Below are 13,003 nucleotides of genomic sequence, written 5' to 3'. Positions count from 1 at the left end.
CCCGCCCGCCAGGCCGCCGAGCACGAACGGCACGGTTCCGGACACCTGCGCGGCGGCTTCGTCGTACTCGACATCGCTGTCGAGAGCGACGCCCGCGGTGCGCTCACCGGCTGCCAAGGCACCACGCAATTCCGGGTCGGACACCACGAGTGTGGCCAACGCCGTCGTGGCCACCGGGCCGGGCACCAACGCCCTGGCGGCCTCTTCGACCATCGCGGCCAGGTCGTCGATGCTGCCGCCGGCGCCCCCGCAGTCCTCGGGGACCGCGACACCGAACAAACCGAGCCCGGCGAGGCCGTCGAACACCGGCTGCCAGGCATTTGGCTCACCCTGTTCGATATCCCGGACCGCTTCCGTCGCGCCGGAACCGGCAGCCCAGTCGCGCACCAACTCCCGCGCCGCAAACTGCTCGTCGGTGATGGTTGCCACCTGAACTCCTCGATCGACGGAAACGGCGTTGCCGGAGACACAACACACAGGACTAGAACGTGTTCTAATAGTGCCAGTGTTCGACCGTCAAGTCGAATGCCATCGCAGCAGGACATCCCGGTGTCCCGGCCGCACGGAGGTGGGATATTCGCGCTCGGCATGCGTATCGTTTCGGGCGAGCGCGCAAGAAAAGGAGCTGTTCGTCAGATGTCTCGTTCGGCTTCGGAACCAGCACGCGCCAACTCGGGGCAACGCTCGGGTTCGTCTTCGGCGCAACCTCGTGAGGTGATGAACGTGGCGGTACTGGCCGAGTCAGAACTCGGCTCCGAAGCGCAGCGCGAGCGTCGTAAACGCATCCTGGACGCGACGATGGCGATCGCCTCCAAGGGAGGCTACGAGGCTGTTCAGATGCGGGCGGTCGCAGACCGCGCAGACGTCGCGGTGGGCACCCTGTACCGGTACTTCCCGTCCAAAGTGCACCTGCTGGTGTCGGCGCTGGGCCGCGAGTTCGAACGCATCGACGCCAAGACCGACCGCTCCACGCTCGTCGGCGGGACGCCGAATCAACGCCTGAACTTCATGATCAGCAAGCTCAACCGCGCGATGCAGCGCAACCCGTTGCTGACCGAGGCGATGACCCGCGCCTACGTGTTCGCCGACGCGTCCGCGGCCGGTGAAGTCGACCAGGTGGAGAAGCTGATCGACTCGATGTTCGCGCGGGCGATGAGCGACGGCGAGCCGACCGAGGAGCAATACCACATCGCCCGGGTGATCTCGGATGTGTGGACCAACAACCTGCTGGCCTGGCTGACCCGACGGGCCTCGGCCACCGACGTCAGCAAGCGGCTGGAGCTGGCGGTTCGGCTGCTGATCGGCAACGGCGACACCGCCCAGGCCTGAGCGCTCAGGCCGGCGGGCCGGCGGTACGTCCGCGGATCAGCGTGGTGTCGAGCATCTCGATGGTCGGGTTGATATCCCCGCTAAGCAAGAGTTCGCCTGCGCGACGGCCCTTTTGGAGACTTGGCTGCGCGACCGTGGTCAGGCCGCGGTTCATCGCCTCGGGCACGCCGTCGAAGCCGGTGACCGTCATCTGGCCTGGCGCGAACTTGCCGTTGGCGCGCAGATAATCCATGGCGGACACCGCGAGCACGTCGGCGGTGCACATCAGCGCGGTAATCCGCGGGTTGGCCTTGAGCGCGATCTGGGCGGCCACACCACCGGATTCCGGGGTGTGCTCGTGGCTTTCGACGACGGTCAGCGAATCCGGGTCGAGGCCGGCGGCTGTCATCGAATCGCGGACACCGTGGATACGTTCGCTCTGCACATGAAAGGTCGATGCGCCCAAGCGGTTGGCGTCGGCCAGACCCTGATGGCGATCGCGCAACAATCGCATCGTGAGTAGCCCGATCTCGCGATGGCCCAGACCGATCACGTAGTCGGCCATCTTGCGCATCGCCGCCCGGTCGTCGATCCCCACCCAGGACGCGCCGGGAACGTCTTTGGGTTGGTCTACCACCACCAGCGGCAGCCGTCGCTGCAACACCACTTGCAGGTAGGGGTCGTCGCCGGCCGCCGAGTAGACCACGAAGCCGTCGACGCCGGCGGCGAGCACCGACGCCGTGCCGTCGGCGACGCTGCGGCTGGGGCCGACTGCCACCAGCAGGAGCCCTTGCCCGCGCGCTTCGCAAGATTGTGCAAGTCCCGCAACGAAATCCAGGGCTGCGGGATCGCTGAAGGAATAGGTGAGCGGTTCGGTGATCACCAGGCCGACCGCACCGGCCCGCCGGGTCCGCAGCGATCGGGCCACCGGGTCGGGTCCGGGATAGCCCAATCGTTTCGCAGTGGCGAGCACCCGTTCCCGCAGCGCGTCCGAGAGCTGATCGGGCCGGTTGTAGGCATTCGAAATCGTGGTGCGAGAGACCTTGAGCTCAGCCGCCAACGACGCCAGGGTCGCCCGGCGTCGCGGCAGTGGGCTCATGCCTGTGAGGGTACCGGGAATCGCCCGGGTGAGCCGTTTTTCGGCGGCTAAGCTAGCGACGTGGCCTGCATCGACCTCAACGCCGACCTGGGCGAGGGCTTCGGCGTCTGGCAACTCGGCGACGACCACGCCATGCTCGGCATCGTCACCAGCGCCAACGTCGCATGCGGCTTCCATGCCGGCGACCCGGCGGGACTGCTGTCGGTGTGCCGACTGGCCGCCGAGCGCGGAGTGCGGATCGGCGCGCAGGTCAGCTACCGCGACCTGGCCGGTTTCGGCCGCCGCTTCGTCGACGCCACTTACGACGACCTGCTCGCCGACGTCGTCTATCAGATCGGCGCCCTGCACGGGCTGGCGCAGGCGGCAGGATCGACGGTGTCCTACGTCAAACCCCATGGGGCGCTGTACAACACGATCGTGACCAACCGCGAGCAGGCCGCCGCCGTCGCCGCTGCGGTACACGCGGTCGACGCCGGTCTGCCAGTACTGGGCTTGGCCGGCTCGGCGTTTTTCGACGAAGCCACCGAGCGTGGGCTACGCACGGTGGGCGAGGCGTTCGCCGACCGCGCCTATCGACCTGACGGGCAACTGGTCTCGCGGCGCGAGCCCGGTGCGGTGCTCGACGACCCGGAAGCGATTGCCGACCGGGTGCTGACCATGGTGACGTCGGGAACCGTCGCCGCCTGCGACGGATCCGAAGTCACGTTGGAGGTGGAATCGGTGTGCGTGCACGGCGATTCGCCGGGCGCGGTACGAATCGCGACCACGGTCCGTGAACGTCTGACCGCCAACGGCATTGACCTGAAGGCGTTTTGCTGATGCGGCTGCGCCCCGGGCGTCCGGACCTTGCGCGGCATGCGCACCGATTCAGCGTGCCGGCCGCCAGCTCCGGTGCGCCGCTGACGGTGACGTGGCTGGGCGTCTCGACGCTGCTGATCGACGACGGATCTTCGGCGCTGATGACCGATGGCTTCTTTTCCCGTCCCAGCCTGGCACGCGTTGGACTGGGCAAGGTAGCGCCGTCACCCGCCCGGGTGGATGGATCTCTCGCGCGGGTCGGGGTCAAGCGTCTGGAGGCGGTCGTCCCGGTGCATACCCATTTCGACCATGCGCTGGATTCCGCTCTCGTGGCCGACCGCACCGGCGCCCGGCTGGTCGGCGGCGAGTCCGCGGCGAATGTCGGCCGCGGGCACGGCCTCGGCGATCACCGCCTGGTGGTGGCCGAATCTAGTTCGCCAATTCGGCTGGGCCCCTTCGACATAACCCTGGTCGGGTCGCGGCACAGCCCGCCGGACCGGTTTCCCGGCACCATCGATCAGCCGGTTGTCCCACCGGTGAGGGCGGCGGCCTACCGGTGCGGCGAGGCCTGGTCGACGTTCGTCCATCACCGACCGTCGGACCGACGGCTGCTGATCCAGGGCAGCGCAGGCTTCGTGAAAGGCACACTGAGCGGCCAGCGGGCCGATGTCGTCTATCTCGGTGTCGGACAACTCGGCGTGCAACCGGAGTCGTACATCACCGACTACTGGTCGGAGACGGTGCAGACCGTCGGAGCACGCCGCGCGGTCCTGGTGCACTGGGACGACTTCTTCCGCCCACTGTCAAAGCCGTTGCGAGCCTTGCCGTATGTGGCCGACGACTTGGACGCGTCGATGCGCGTCCTGAGTGGACTGGCCGAACGCGACGGCGTCGCGCTGGAGATGCCGACGGTGTGGCGGCGCGAAGACCCCTGGGTTCGAATTTGACGCTTCTTCTGGCGGTTGTGTCGCTGGCGGCTGTGCTGGCGTTCGCGGTTGCCCGCCCGAGGGGCTGGCCGGAGGCGATCGCGGCGGTGCCGGCGGTGGTTCTGCTGATCGCGGTCGGCGCCATCTCGATGCACGACGCGGCGGTCGAGGCCGGGCGACTGCTGCCGGTCGTCGCTTTCCTGGGTGCTGTGCTGGTGCTGGCCAAGATGTGTGACGACGAGGGCCTGTTCGAGGCGGCCGGGGCCGCAATGGCGCGTGGCCGCGTCGGCTCACGACGGCTGTTGGGACAGGTGTTCGTGATCGCGGCGATCATCACCGCGGCGCTGAGTCTGGACGCGACGGTCGTGCTGCTCACGCCGGTGGTGTTGACGACGGTCCGGCGACTGTGCGCGCCGGTGCGGCCGCACGCCTACGCCACAGCGCACTTGGCCAATGCCGCATCGCTGTTGCTTCCGGTGTCGAATCTGACCAATCTGCTTGCCTTTAACGCGGCGAAGCTTTCGTTCTTCAAGTTCACCGTGCTGATGACGCTGCCGTGGCTGGCCGCGGTGGGCACCGTCTACGTGGTTTTCCGCGTGTTCTTTCGTCGCGATCTCGATGTGCCGCCGGAACCTCAGGAGGACGAATCTGCGCCCCGGACGCCGGTGTTCGCGTTGGTGGTGGTGGCGCTGACCCTGGCAGGTTTCGTCATCGCCGAAGCGGTCGGGTTGGCGCCGGCCTGGGCCGCGCTGGCAGGCGCCATGGTGCTCGGGATACGCAACCTCGCGAGCCGGCGCACCTCGGCGGTTGAAATCGTGAGTGCGGTCAACGTGCCGTTTCTGGTCTTCGTGCTCGCGCTGGGCGTGGTCGTGCAGGCGGTGATGCGCAACGGGGTGTCCGAGCGGATGGGCGCGTTGATGCCCTCCGGCTCCGGGCTGCTCGCCCTGCTCGGCTACGCCGCGCTGGCCGCCGTGCTGGCCAACATTGCCAACAACCTGCCAGCGACACTGGTCCTGGTGCCGCTGGTGGCACCGACCGGCCCGGCCGCGGTGCTGGCCGTGTTGATCGGCGTCAACATCGGCCCGAACTTGACCTATGTTGGGTCCCTGTCAAACCTGCTGTGGCGCAGCGTGTTACGTCGCTACGACGTGTCCGCCAGCGTCAGCGAGTACACCCGGCTCGGGTTGTTCACGGTGCCCACATCCCTGGTGATGGCGGTGCTGGCGTTGTGGGCGGTGGGTCGACTGCTCGGTATCTAGCGGCGATAGGCGGGCGGCAACGGCATGCCTCGTTCGGCGAGCACGCCCCTCAGCACGGCGGGATAGTTGGTGATGAGGCCGTCGACCCCGTCGTCGATCTGAGCCCGCATGTCGTCGGGGTTGTCCACCGTCCAGGGAAGGACTTTGAGCGCCGACGAGTGCGCGCGGTCGACGAAGGCCCGGTCGACCAACGAGTAGTCCGGTGAGAGGATCGTCGCGCCGACCCGGGTGGCGCCGGTGACGGCGTCCCCGACCTCGGCAGGGTTGACGCCGGCCAGCCAAGGCGACCCCGGTGCCCAGGTCTGTTGATTCCACAAGGCCACCAATGGAATCGACGGCTCAGCTCGGTGCACCAACGGCAAGGCGCGCCAGTCGAAGCTTTCGATCTCCACCTGGTCGACCCTGCCCGCCGCCCGAACGGCATTCATGATCACGTCGACAAACGTCGCGGGAGGCGCAGTACGAGAGGGCTGTTCGGCGTCGACCTTCGTTTCGATGTCGTAGCGCACATCGGCTCCGTATAGGTCGGCCACGGCGAACACCTCGGGCAGCACGGCAATCGTGCTGCCGCAGTCCAACGTTCGGAGCTGGGCCAGCGTGAGCTCGTGGACGAGCTTACCTACATAGGGGTACTGCGGATCGCCGACGACCGCCGGACCCGTGTCGGCGCATTTCGCGGGGTCGATGAACTCGTCGTGCCAGACCACCGGCTGCCGATCCTTGGTGATCCCGATGTCGAGTTCCAGAGTGCTGACGCCGGTTTCGAGCGCGTTCGCGAATGCCGGCAGCGACTCGCCGATGTACCTGTCACCCGGGCCGCCTCGATGCGCCACCACATCGAAGTCGACCGCATCCGCGGAGGCAGTCGGCGCCAGGACGGCGGCGGTTACCGTGATCGACGCGAACATCAGCCGGGCCAGCACGCGAACCAGGCTAGCTTGCGTAGGTCGGCCCCTGCGGTAGCAAGTGTCGACGAACGAGCTTGCGCCAGCGTCGCTGCCGATACCGGAAGATACCGACCGCCAAGGCTGCGACGAGGGCCGTAATCGGGCGCGCGTCGATCTCGACGGTGTCAAAATAGCGGCAGGTTTGAGCGTCGACCGGTTCGACCCGCAGCGTGTGGTTCCACGCGCGCAGCACCCCGCCGTGCTCATGGGTTCGGATCGTCCGCTGCGCCTCGTCGACGTCGATGACTTCGATGGTGTGCCGGTAGGCCGGGACGACGTGAAAGGCGATCAGCCAGCCGGTGCCGCATTCGCCGGCTTGCAACGGCTCGGACCGCCCGGCCAGGGCCGGCACACCGAACAGGCCTTTGCAGACGTAGAGGAAGGTGACCGGGGATTGCATTGCCCGCCATACCCGATCTGCGCTGGTCGGCAAGGTTGTCTGCAGCTGGATTGTCCGCATCGGTAGCTCCTCGAAAGTGTTAAGGTGCGCTCATTCTGCGGGCCGAGATATGGCCTGACTACTCGCTTTTCCGGAGGTGGACGCCATCGCTCCGCCAGACCGCTTTCAGCCCCGCAAGCAGCCGACACAGGACCGCGCGGCACACACCCGGCAGCGCATCCTCGATGCGGCGGCTCACATTTTTGGCGAATACGGCTACTCGGCCGGGACAACCAACCGCATCGCCGAGTGCGCCGAGGTCTCCATCGGCTCGCTGTATCAATACTTTCCGAATAAGGATGCGATCCTGCGCGCCCTGATGGAGGCCCACGTCGACGCCGGAGCCGAGTTGCTCGGCAAGCGATTGGCCGAAGGTCTGCCAGAGCAACTCGACGCGGCGCTACGCGTCGTCGTCAGGGCCACCATCGACAATCATCGCGATAACCCGCGATTGCACCGGGTGCTGTTCGAAGAAGCGCCGCGGGCGCCGGCTTTCCTTGCGCGGCTGCATGATTTGGAGGAGTCGATGGTCGACGCCACCGCCGGGCTGCTCGACAGCCATTCGGCCGTGCAGGCCAATGGCCGACTCAGCGCCCGCGTCGTCGTGACCACCATCGAGTCGCTCGTGCACCGGCTGATCGCATCGCCGGATCCGGCCGACCCGCAACAACTCGAAGACGAGATCGTCAGCCTGCTCACTAGATACCTTGTTCGGCAACCAGTTTCACCGGATTCTGGAAAATAGCGGGCGCGCGGCCTCGGCCACGACGTAGCCGAGCGCGCCGACCAGCGCCGCGAATTTCCCCAGGGCGGCTCCCCGCGCGCGGCGCGCGTGAAGGTCGACGCGGTCGCGGTCGAGGACCTTGATCAGCGAGACGCCTTCGATCGCATCACCGGCGACGGCCACCAACGCGGCGGATGTGAGCGCGCGCGGATGCCCCCACCGACGTCGTGCACGCTCGATCAGCAGCGCCACAAGGACGCCGTAGGTCGTCATGTATCCGAAGTCCAGCCACATCGACGTACGTGCCGCCCGCTGGCCGTCTCGCCCCCACTGCGCCATGATCTGTTCGGCGCGAAAACCGCTGCCGGCCAACTCAAATGCGATGATTCCCGGGCCGCCGGTGGCCCGCATCCGGCGTTCCAGAACAAGCATGCCTGCGGTGTAGACCGCGAAGACTCCGGTTGCGGCGTGAATCTTGTGGTCGCGCATCCGGTCCATCCTTCGCTAGCGGCGTCGTTGCCGGGCGATTTCGGCCAACACCACTCCGGCGGCGACCGATGCATTCAACGACTCGGTTGGGCCGGCCATCGGAATAGACACCACCGCGTCACAGCTCTGCCGTACCAGCCGAGACAGTCCTTTGCCCTCGGATCCCACCACGACGACGATCGGTCCTGCGCCGTCCACATCGTCGACGACCGTGTCACCTTCGGCGTCAAGCCCGACGAGCTGCAGGCCTTTGTCAGCCCAATCCTTCAGTGTCCGATTGAGATTGGTGGCGCGCGAGACCGGAATCCGGGCGGCCGCACCGGCACTGGTTCGCCAGGCGACGGCGGTCACCGAGGCCGACCGCCGCTCCGGAATCAGCACCCCGTGACCGCCGAACGCGGCGACCGAGCGGACGATCGCGCCGAGATTTCGCGGATCGGAGATGTTGTCCAGGGCGACCAGCAGCGCAGGCGGATTGTTCAGCGCCGCCTTGAGCAGATCATCGGGATGCAGGTAGTTGTACGGCGGGACTTGCAGTGCGATGCCCTGATGCAAACCATTGGTGGTCATCCGATCCAAGTCGGTGCGCGGCACTTCCAGGATCGCGATACCGGAATCGGCTGCCAGCGTGACGGATTCGCTGAGTCGCTCGTCGGCCTGGGCGCCGAGCGCGACATACAGCGCGGTCGCCGGAACTCCGGCGCGCAGGCATTCCAGCACCGGGTTGCGTCCCAACACGGTTTCGGCGCCGTCATCTTTGCGCTTTGCCGGGCGGCGGGCCTGCGCCTTGGCCTTCTTGGCGGCGGGATGGTTGGGCCGCATATGCGCGGGTGGCGTGGCGCCGCGACCTTCCAACCCGCGACGTCGTTGACCGCCGGAGCCGACGGTCGGGCCTTTCTTGGACGTCTTGCGGATCGCGCCGCGCCGCTGCGAGTTACCGGCCATCGGATTCCAGCGACCACTGCGGGCCGTCGCCGGTATCGGTGACCTCGATCCCGGCATCTTTGAGCCGATCCCGGATCTCGTCGGCGAGCTTCCAATCACGTTGCGCCCGAGCCTGTTGGCGTCGTTCCAACTCGGCGCGCACCAGCACGTCGACGGCCCCGAGCGCGGCCGACGTCTCGTCGCGCGTTTCCCACCGCTCATCGAGCGGATCGCAGCCGAGAATGCCCATCATCGACCGGATCGATCCGGCAGCGGCCAGCGCGGCGTCGTGGTCGCCGGCATCGAGCGCGCGGTTGCCGTCGGCGCGCGTGCGGTGCACTTCGGCCAGCGCCGTCGGCACCGCCAAGTCGTCGTTGAGGGCGTCGGCGAACCGTGGCGTCCACTCGCCCGGCTCGACGGCACCGACCCTGGTACGCACCCGATGCAAGAACTCCTCGATCCCGACGTACGCGTTGACCGCGTCCTTCAACGCCGCCTCGGAGAACTCCAGCATCGACCGGTAGTGGGCACTGCCCAGGTAGTAGCGCAGCTCGGCGGCGCGCACGCGCTGCAGCATCGCCGGAATCGCCAGCACGTTGCCCAGCGACTTGCTCATCTTCTCGCCGCCGAGGGTGACCCAGCCGTTGTGCAGCCAGTACCGGGCGAACGTGTCGCCGGCCGCGTGGCTCTGCGCGATCTCGTTCTCGTGATGCGGGAAAACCAAATCCATTCCGCCACAATGGATATCGAACTCAGGACCCAGGTACTCGCGTGCCATCGCCACGCATTCGGTATGCCAGCCCGGTCGGCCACGCCCCCACGGCGTGGGCCACGACGGCTCACCGGGCTTGGCGCCCTTCCACAGCGTGAAGTCGCGCTCGTCACGCTTGCCGGTGGCCACCCCCTCACCTTGGTGGACGTCCTCGATCTTGTGTCCGGACAGCCGGCCGTATTCCGGGTAGCTCTTCACGTCGAAGTAGACGTCGCCGCAACCCTCGTACGCGTTGCCGGACTCGATCAGGCGCTCGATCAGTTCCACCATCTGCGTGATGTGGCCGGTGGCCCGCGGCTCGACCGAAGGAGGCAACACGCCGAGCGCGTCGTAGGCAGCGGAAAACGCCCGCTCGTAGGTGGCCGCCCATTCCCACCACGGCCGGCCCGCGGCGGCGGCCTTGTTCAGGATCTTGTCGTCGATGTCGGTGACGTTGCGGACGAACGCGACGTCGCAGCCCCGCGCCGTCAGCCAGCGCCGCAGGATGTCGAACGCCACCCCGCTGCGCACGTGGCCGATATGCGGCAGTCCCTGCACGGTGGCGCCGCAGAGGTAGATGGAAACGTGCCCTGGCCGCAGCGGAACAAAGTCACGGACGGCACCGGTTGCCGTGTCGTGTAGCCGCAGGTCGGCGCTATCGGTCACGACGGGCCAGCTTACCGGGCCAGTCCGGCCCTGATTGCGCCAGCAGTCGCAAACTCGCACGCAGGACACCGGATCAGTGCGATTTTGTGACTGCTCAGCGTGAAAGTTCGATCACCAGAGCCGTTGCGATTGCCGCACGGCCCTCGCCGCGGCCCGTCAGGCCCAGCCCATCGGTGGTGGTCGCCGATACCGATACCGGCGCATTCAGCACCTCGGACAGCGCGGTCTGCGCCTCGTCGCGACGCGGCCCGACCCTGGGGCGGTTGCCGATGACCTGAACGGCCGCGTTACCGACCCGGTAGCCGTGTTCGGTCAGCAGCTCGGCGACGTGACGCAGCATCGTCATGCCGGTGACGCCGGCCCAGCGGGGCTCGTCGACGCCGAACACGTCGCCGATGTCGCCCAGGCCAGCCGCCGACAGCATCGCATCGCACAGCGCATGGGCGGCCACGTCACCGTCGGAATGCCCGGCGCAGCCGTCGACATCAGGAAACAGCAGGCCCAGCAGCCAACACGGGCGGCCGGCCTCGATGACGTGGACGTCGGAGCCAAGGCCGATGCGGACGTTCACTGGTTCACTATCGCTTGCGCCAGCATCAGGTCCAGCCGGTTGGTGATCTTGAAGGCCATCGGATCGCCGTCCACGACCTGAACCTGTCCCCCGATGTGCTCGACGAGCGATGCGTCGTCGGTGAAATCCGCGGTGCCGGCTTGCTGGTAGGCCCGCAGCAACAGGTCGGTGGTGAAGCCCTGCGGGGTCTGTACCGCGCGCAGGCCGGCCCGTTCGGGTGTGCCCAACACGGCGCCGTTGCCGTCGACGGCCTTGATGGTGTCGGCGACCGGCAGAGCGGGCACGACGGCGGGATGGCCGGCCCGCAGCGCGTCGACGACGCGCACCACCAGATCGGGTGGAGTCAGGGCCCGGGCGGCGTCGTGTACCAGGACAAACTCCGGTGCGCCGACTGCCTCCAGCGCCCGGCTGACCGATTCGCCGCGATTGGCTCCCCCCGCCACCACGGTCGCGTCCCGCCCGAGAATCAGCTTTGCCCGATCGGTGCGGTCGGCGGGCACTGCCACGACGACGCGATCGACCACGCCGGACTTCAGCAGGCCGTCGATGGCGCGCTCGACCAGAGTCCGGCCATCGAGCTGGTAGAACGCCTTGGGAACACCGGCAGCCAGACGTTCGCCCGAGCCAGCGGCCGGAACGACCGCGACCGTACCGGTCAAAGCGGTTCCTCGAGCGTTAGGGAAATCGTCGCCGAAATTCAGGACGCGGCGGCAAGCGCCTCGTCGAGAATGGTCTCCGCGCGGGCGTCGTCGGTGCTTTCCGCGAGCGCCAATTCGCCCACCAAGATCTGTCGGGCCTTGGCCAACATCCGCTTTTCGCCGGCGGACAGGCCGCGTTCCTGGTCACGGCGCCAGAGGTCGCGAACCACCTCAGCAACCTTGTTGACGTCGCCGGAGGCGAGCTTTTCCAGGTTGGCCTTATAGCGGCGGGACCAGTTGGTCGGCTCTTCGGTGTGCGGCGCGCGAAGCACCTGGAACACCTTGTCGAGGCCCTCTTGGCCGACCACATCGCGGACGCCGACGTATTCGGCGTTTTCCGCAGGTACCCGAACTGTGAGGTCGCCCTGCGCCACCTTCAGGACGAGATATTCTTTTTGCTCCCCTTTGATGGTTCGGGTTTCGATCGCCTCGATCAACGCAGCACCGTGGTGTGGATAGACAACGGTGTCTCCGACCGCAAAATTCATCAGTTTCGAGCCCCTTTCGTAGCTCCATGGTAACACGCCCCGCGGACACACGTAGAACAACGGTGCAGGTCAGGGGCCCCGCGCACGCGGAGAGGGGGTTGACAGACCGCGAAATTCGTGCAGGACCACGATGAATCCAGATCCCGTTTGGCGGTATCCGGAAGCCGTCGGCGTCGTGCCGTTCGTCTCAGTTTTCGTGTTACTGCGCTGCTCTAACCGCCTGCGTGCACCATCTCCGCCCTCAGGTTCCGCCGACCCGACCGACCTACTACTGTGCATAGTCGAACCGCAGGCGTTCGAGGGCCGAGCAGGAGGCTTTGAGTGAACCGCTTCGACTACCGCGTCCCGAGATCTGGTCGCTCGGCAAAGCTCGCCGGGCTTGCCGCGAGCGCCGTGATCGGCGCTGTCGCACTCTCCGGATGCGGCGCCGGCCAGCTCTCGCAGACCGCCATGCAGCAATCTGCTGTCGACGGCAACCAGGCGGTGGTCAAGAACGTCGCGCTGCGTAACGTGCGGATCCAGGCGCTGCAGACCAGTGACTACCTGCATCCCGGGGACACGGTCGATCTTGTCCTGGTCGCCGTCAACCAGTCGCCGGACATCACCGACAAGCTGGTCGGCATCACCACCGACATCGGCAAGGTGACAGTCACCGGAGATCCCACCCTGCACCCCAGCGGCGTGCTGTTCGTCGGCACCCAGAACGGCCAGCCCAAGAAGGCCGACGACGCCATCGAGAACGCCGACACGGTCAAGGCCACCATCGCGCTGAGCAAGCCGATCACCAACGGCCCCAACTACGACGTCACCTTCAATTTCGAAAAGGCCGGCAGCGTCAGCGTCGCGGTGCCGATCTCGGCGCCAGAACCCTCGAACCGCTAACTTCCGCGGTTTTGTCACACCTGGCGGATACCGT

At 67.1% G+C, this 13,003-nt stretch carries 16 protein-coding genes; 6 read left to right on the top strand and 10 right to left on the bottom strand.

What is annotated here, in order from left to right:
* The coding region (locus A5658_RS23710; protein ID WP_197503201.1) for an acyl-CoA dehydrogenase family protein at positions 1–429 on the bottom strand (429 nt) is incomplete at its 3' end.
* Positions 430–723: 294 nt separating this feature from the next.
* Between A5658_RS23710 and kstR the strand changes: the two genes are divergently transcribed.
* Positions 724–1,329, top strand: a complete 606-nt coding sequence (kstR, locus tag A5658_RS23705; protein ID WP_197503200.1) for a cholesterol catabolism transcriptional regulator KstR — start codon at positions 724–726, stop codon at positions 1,327–1,329.
* A gap of 4 nt (positions 1,330–1,333) precedes the next feature.
* Here kstR and A5658_RS23700 read toward each other — a convergent pair whose 3' ends face one another.
* Positions 1,334–2,407: a LacI family DNA-binding transcriptional regulator gene (locus tag A5658_RS23700; RefSeq protein WP_067340987.1), complete on the bottom strand. Its 1,074-nt coding sequence runs from the start codon at positions 2,405–2,407 to the stop codon at positions 1,334–1,336.
* Positions 2,408–2,467: 60 nt separating this feature from the next.
* Between A5658_RS23700 and A5658_RS23695 the strand changes: the two genes are divergently transcribed.
* The 3 genes from A5658_RS23695 to A5658_RS23685 are packed head-to-tail and all read left to right on the top strand — an operon-like array spanning position 2,468 to position 5,390.
* Positions 2,468–3,226, top strand: a complete 759-nt coding sequence (locus tag A5658_RS23695) for a LamB/YcsF family protein (protein WP_067340985.1) — start codon at positions 2,468–2,470, stop codon at positions 3,224–3,226.
* Entirely contained in the window at positions 3,226–4,152 is a 927-nt protein-coding gene (locus A5658_RS23690; protein WP_067340983.1) for an MBL fold metallo-hydrolase, read from the top strand. Before A5658_RS23695 ends, A5658_RS23690 begins: the two co-directional genes overlap by 1 nt.
* A complete protein-coding gene (locus tag A5658_RS23685) occupies positions 4,149–5,390 on the top strand; it encodes an SLC13 family permease (protein ID WP_067340981.1) in 1,242 nt (413 codons plus the stop codon). Before A5658_RS23690 ends, A5658_RS23685 begins: the two co-directional genes overlap by 4 nt.
* Here A5658_RS23685 and A5658_RS23680 read toward each other — a convergent pair.
* Both A5658_RS23680 and A5658_RS23675 read right to left on the bottom strand, forming a co-directional pair.
* Positions 5,387–6,298 (bottom strand): glycerophosphodiester phosphodiesterase family protein, encoded by a 912-nt coding sequence (locus A5658_RS23680; RefSeq protein ID WP_082993389.1) that lies wholly within the window; start codon positions 6,296–6,298, stop codon positions 5,387–5,389. The genes A5658_RS23685 and A5658_RS23680 overlap by 4 nt on opposite strands.
* A 25-nt stretch (positions 6,299–6,323) precedes the next feature.
* Positions 6,324–6,797 carry a hypothetical protein gene (locus A5658_RS23675; RefSeq protein WP_067340975.1) on the bottom strand — a complete coding sequence of 158 codons (474 nt, stop codon included), beginning with the start codon at positions 6,795–6,797 and terminating at the stop codon, positions 6,324–6,326.
* Between the two features lie 76 nt (positions 6,798–6,873).
* Between A5658_RS23675 and A5658_RS23670 the strand changes: the two genes are divergently transcribed.
* Positions 6,874–7,521, top strand: a complete 648-nt coding sequence (locus tag A5658_RS23670) for a TetR/AcrR family transcriptional regulator (protein ID WP_197503199.1) — start codon at positions 6,874–6,876, stop codon at positions 7,519–7,521.
* Here the strand turns inward: A5658_RS23670 and A5658_RS23665 are convergent.
* The 6 genes from A5658_RS23665 to carD form a co-directional block, all read right to left on the bottom strand.
* On the bottom strand, positions 7,501–7,989 hold the full coding sequence (locus A5658_RS23665) for a hypothetical protein (protein ID WP_156751622.1): 489 nt from the start codon (positions 7,987–7,989) through the stop codon (positions 7,501–7,503). The genes A5658_RS23670 and A5658_RS23665 overlap by 21 nt on opposite strands.
* 15 nt (positions 7,990–8,004) lie before the next feature.
* The gene (rlmB, locus tag A5658_RS23660) at positions 8,005–8,934 is read right to left on the bottom strand and encodes a 23S rRNA (guanosine(2251)-2'-O)-methyltransferase RlmB (protein WP_067340966.1); all 930 of its coding nucleotides are present in this window, start codon (positions 8,932–8,934) and stop codon (positions 8,005–8,007) included.
* A complete protein-coding gene (cysS, locus tag A5658_RS23655) occupies positions 8,924–10,330 on the bottom strand; it encodes a cysteine--tRNA ligase (RefSeq protein WP_067340964.1) in 1,407 nt (468 codons plus the stop codon). Before cysS ends, rlmB begins: the two co-directional genes overlap by 11 nt.
* Before the next feature lie 94 nt (positions 10,331–10,424).
* A complete protein-coding gene (ispF, locus tag A5658_RS23650; protein ID WP_067340962.1) occupies positions 10,425–10,901 on the bottom strand; it encodes a 2-C-methyl-D-erythritol 2,4-cyclodiphosphate synthase in 477 nt (158 codons plus the stop codon).
* The gene (gene ispD, locus A5658_RS23645) at positions 10,898–11,560 is read right to left on the bottom strand and encodes a 2-C-methyl-D-erythritol 4-phosphate cytidylyltransferase (RefSeq protein ID WP_156751621.1); all 663 of its coding nucleotides are present in this window, start codon (positions 11,558–11,560) and stop codon (positions 10,898–10,900) included. The genes ispF and ispD overlap by 4 nt, the downstream gene beginning before the upstream one ends.
* 38 nt (positions 11,561–11,598) lie before the next feature.
* Entirely contained in the window at positions 11,599–12,087 is a 489-nt protein-coding gene (carD, locus tag A5658_RS23640; protein ID WP_067340958.1) for an RNA polymerase-binding transcription factor CarD, read from the bottom strand.
* 321 nt (positions 12,088–12,408) lie between these two features.
* Here carD and A5658_RS23635 point away from each other — a divergent pair, with 321 nt between their 5' ends.
* Positions 12,409–12,969, top strand: coding sequence for a hypothetical protein (locus A5658_RS23635; protein ID WP_067340954.1), 561 nt, complete (start codon positions 12,409–12,411; stop codon positions 12,967–12,969).
* The last annotated feature ends 34 nt before the right edge of the window (positions 12,970–13,003 follow it).

Origin of the sequence: Mycobacterium sp. 1245111.1 (genome assembly GCF_001673405.1) — a bacterium.
GTDB lineage: Bacteria > Actinomycetota > Actinomycetes > Mycobacteriales > Mycobacteriaceae > Mycobacterium.
This window is presented reverse-complemented; position numbering and strand designations above follow the sequence as displayed.

What these genes read in the sequence shown, in the direction of transcription:
- A5658_RS23700 (WP_067340987.1), bottom strand. Translation starts at nt 2,407, where the DNA reads ATGAGCCCACTGCCGCGACGCCGGGCGACCCTGGCGTCGTTGGCGGCT.
- A5658_RS23690 (WP_067340983.1), top strand. Translation starts at nt 3,226, where the DNA reads ATGCGGCTGCGCCCCGGGCGTCCGGACCTTGCGCGGCATGCGCACCGA.
- A5658_RS23680 (WP_082993389.1), bottom strand. Translation starts at nt 6,298, where the DNA reads ATGTTCGCGTCGATCACGGTAACCGCCGCCGTCCTGGCGCCGACTGCC.
- A5658_RS23675 (WP_067340975.1), bottom strand. Translation starts at nt 6,797, where the DNA reads ATGCGGACAATCCAGCTGCAGACAACCTTGCCGACCAGCGCAGATCGG.
- A5658_RS23665 (WP_156751622.1), bottom strand. Translation starts at nt 7,989, where the DNA reads ATGCGCGACCACAAGATTCACGCCGCAACCGGAGTCTTCGCGGTCTAC.
- rlmB (WP_067340966.1), bottom strand. Translation starts at nt 8,934, where the DNA reads ATGGCCGGTAACTCGCAGCGGCGCGGCGCGATCCGCAAGACGTCCAAG.
- carD (WP_067340958.1), bottom strand. Translation starts at nt 12,087, where the DNA reads ATGAATTTTGCGGTCGGAGACACCGTTGTCTATCCACACCACGGTGCT.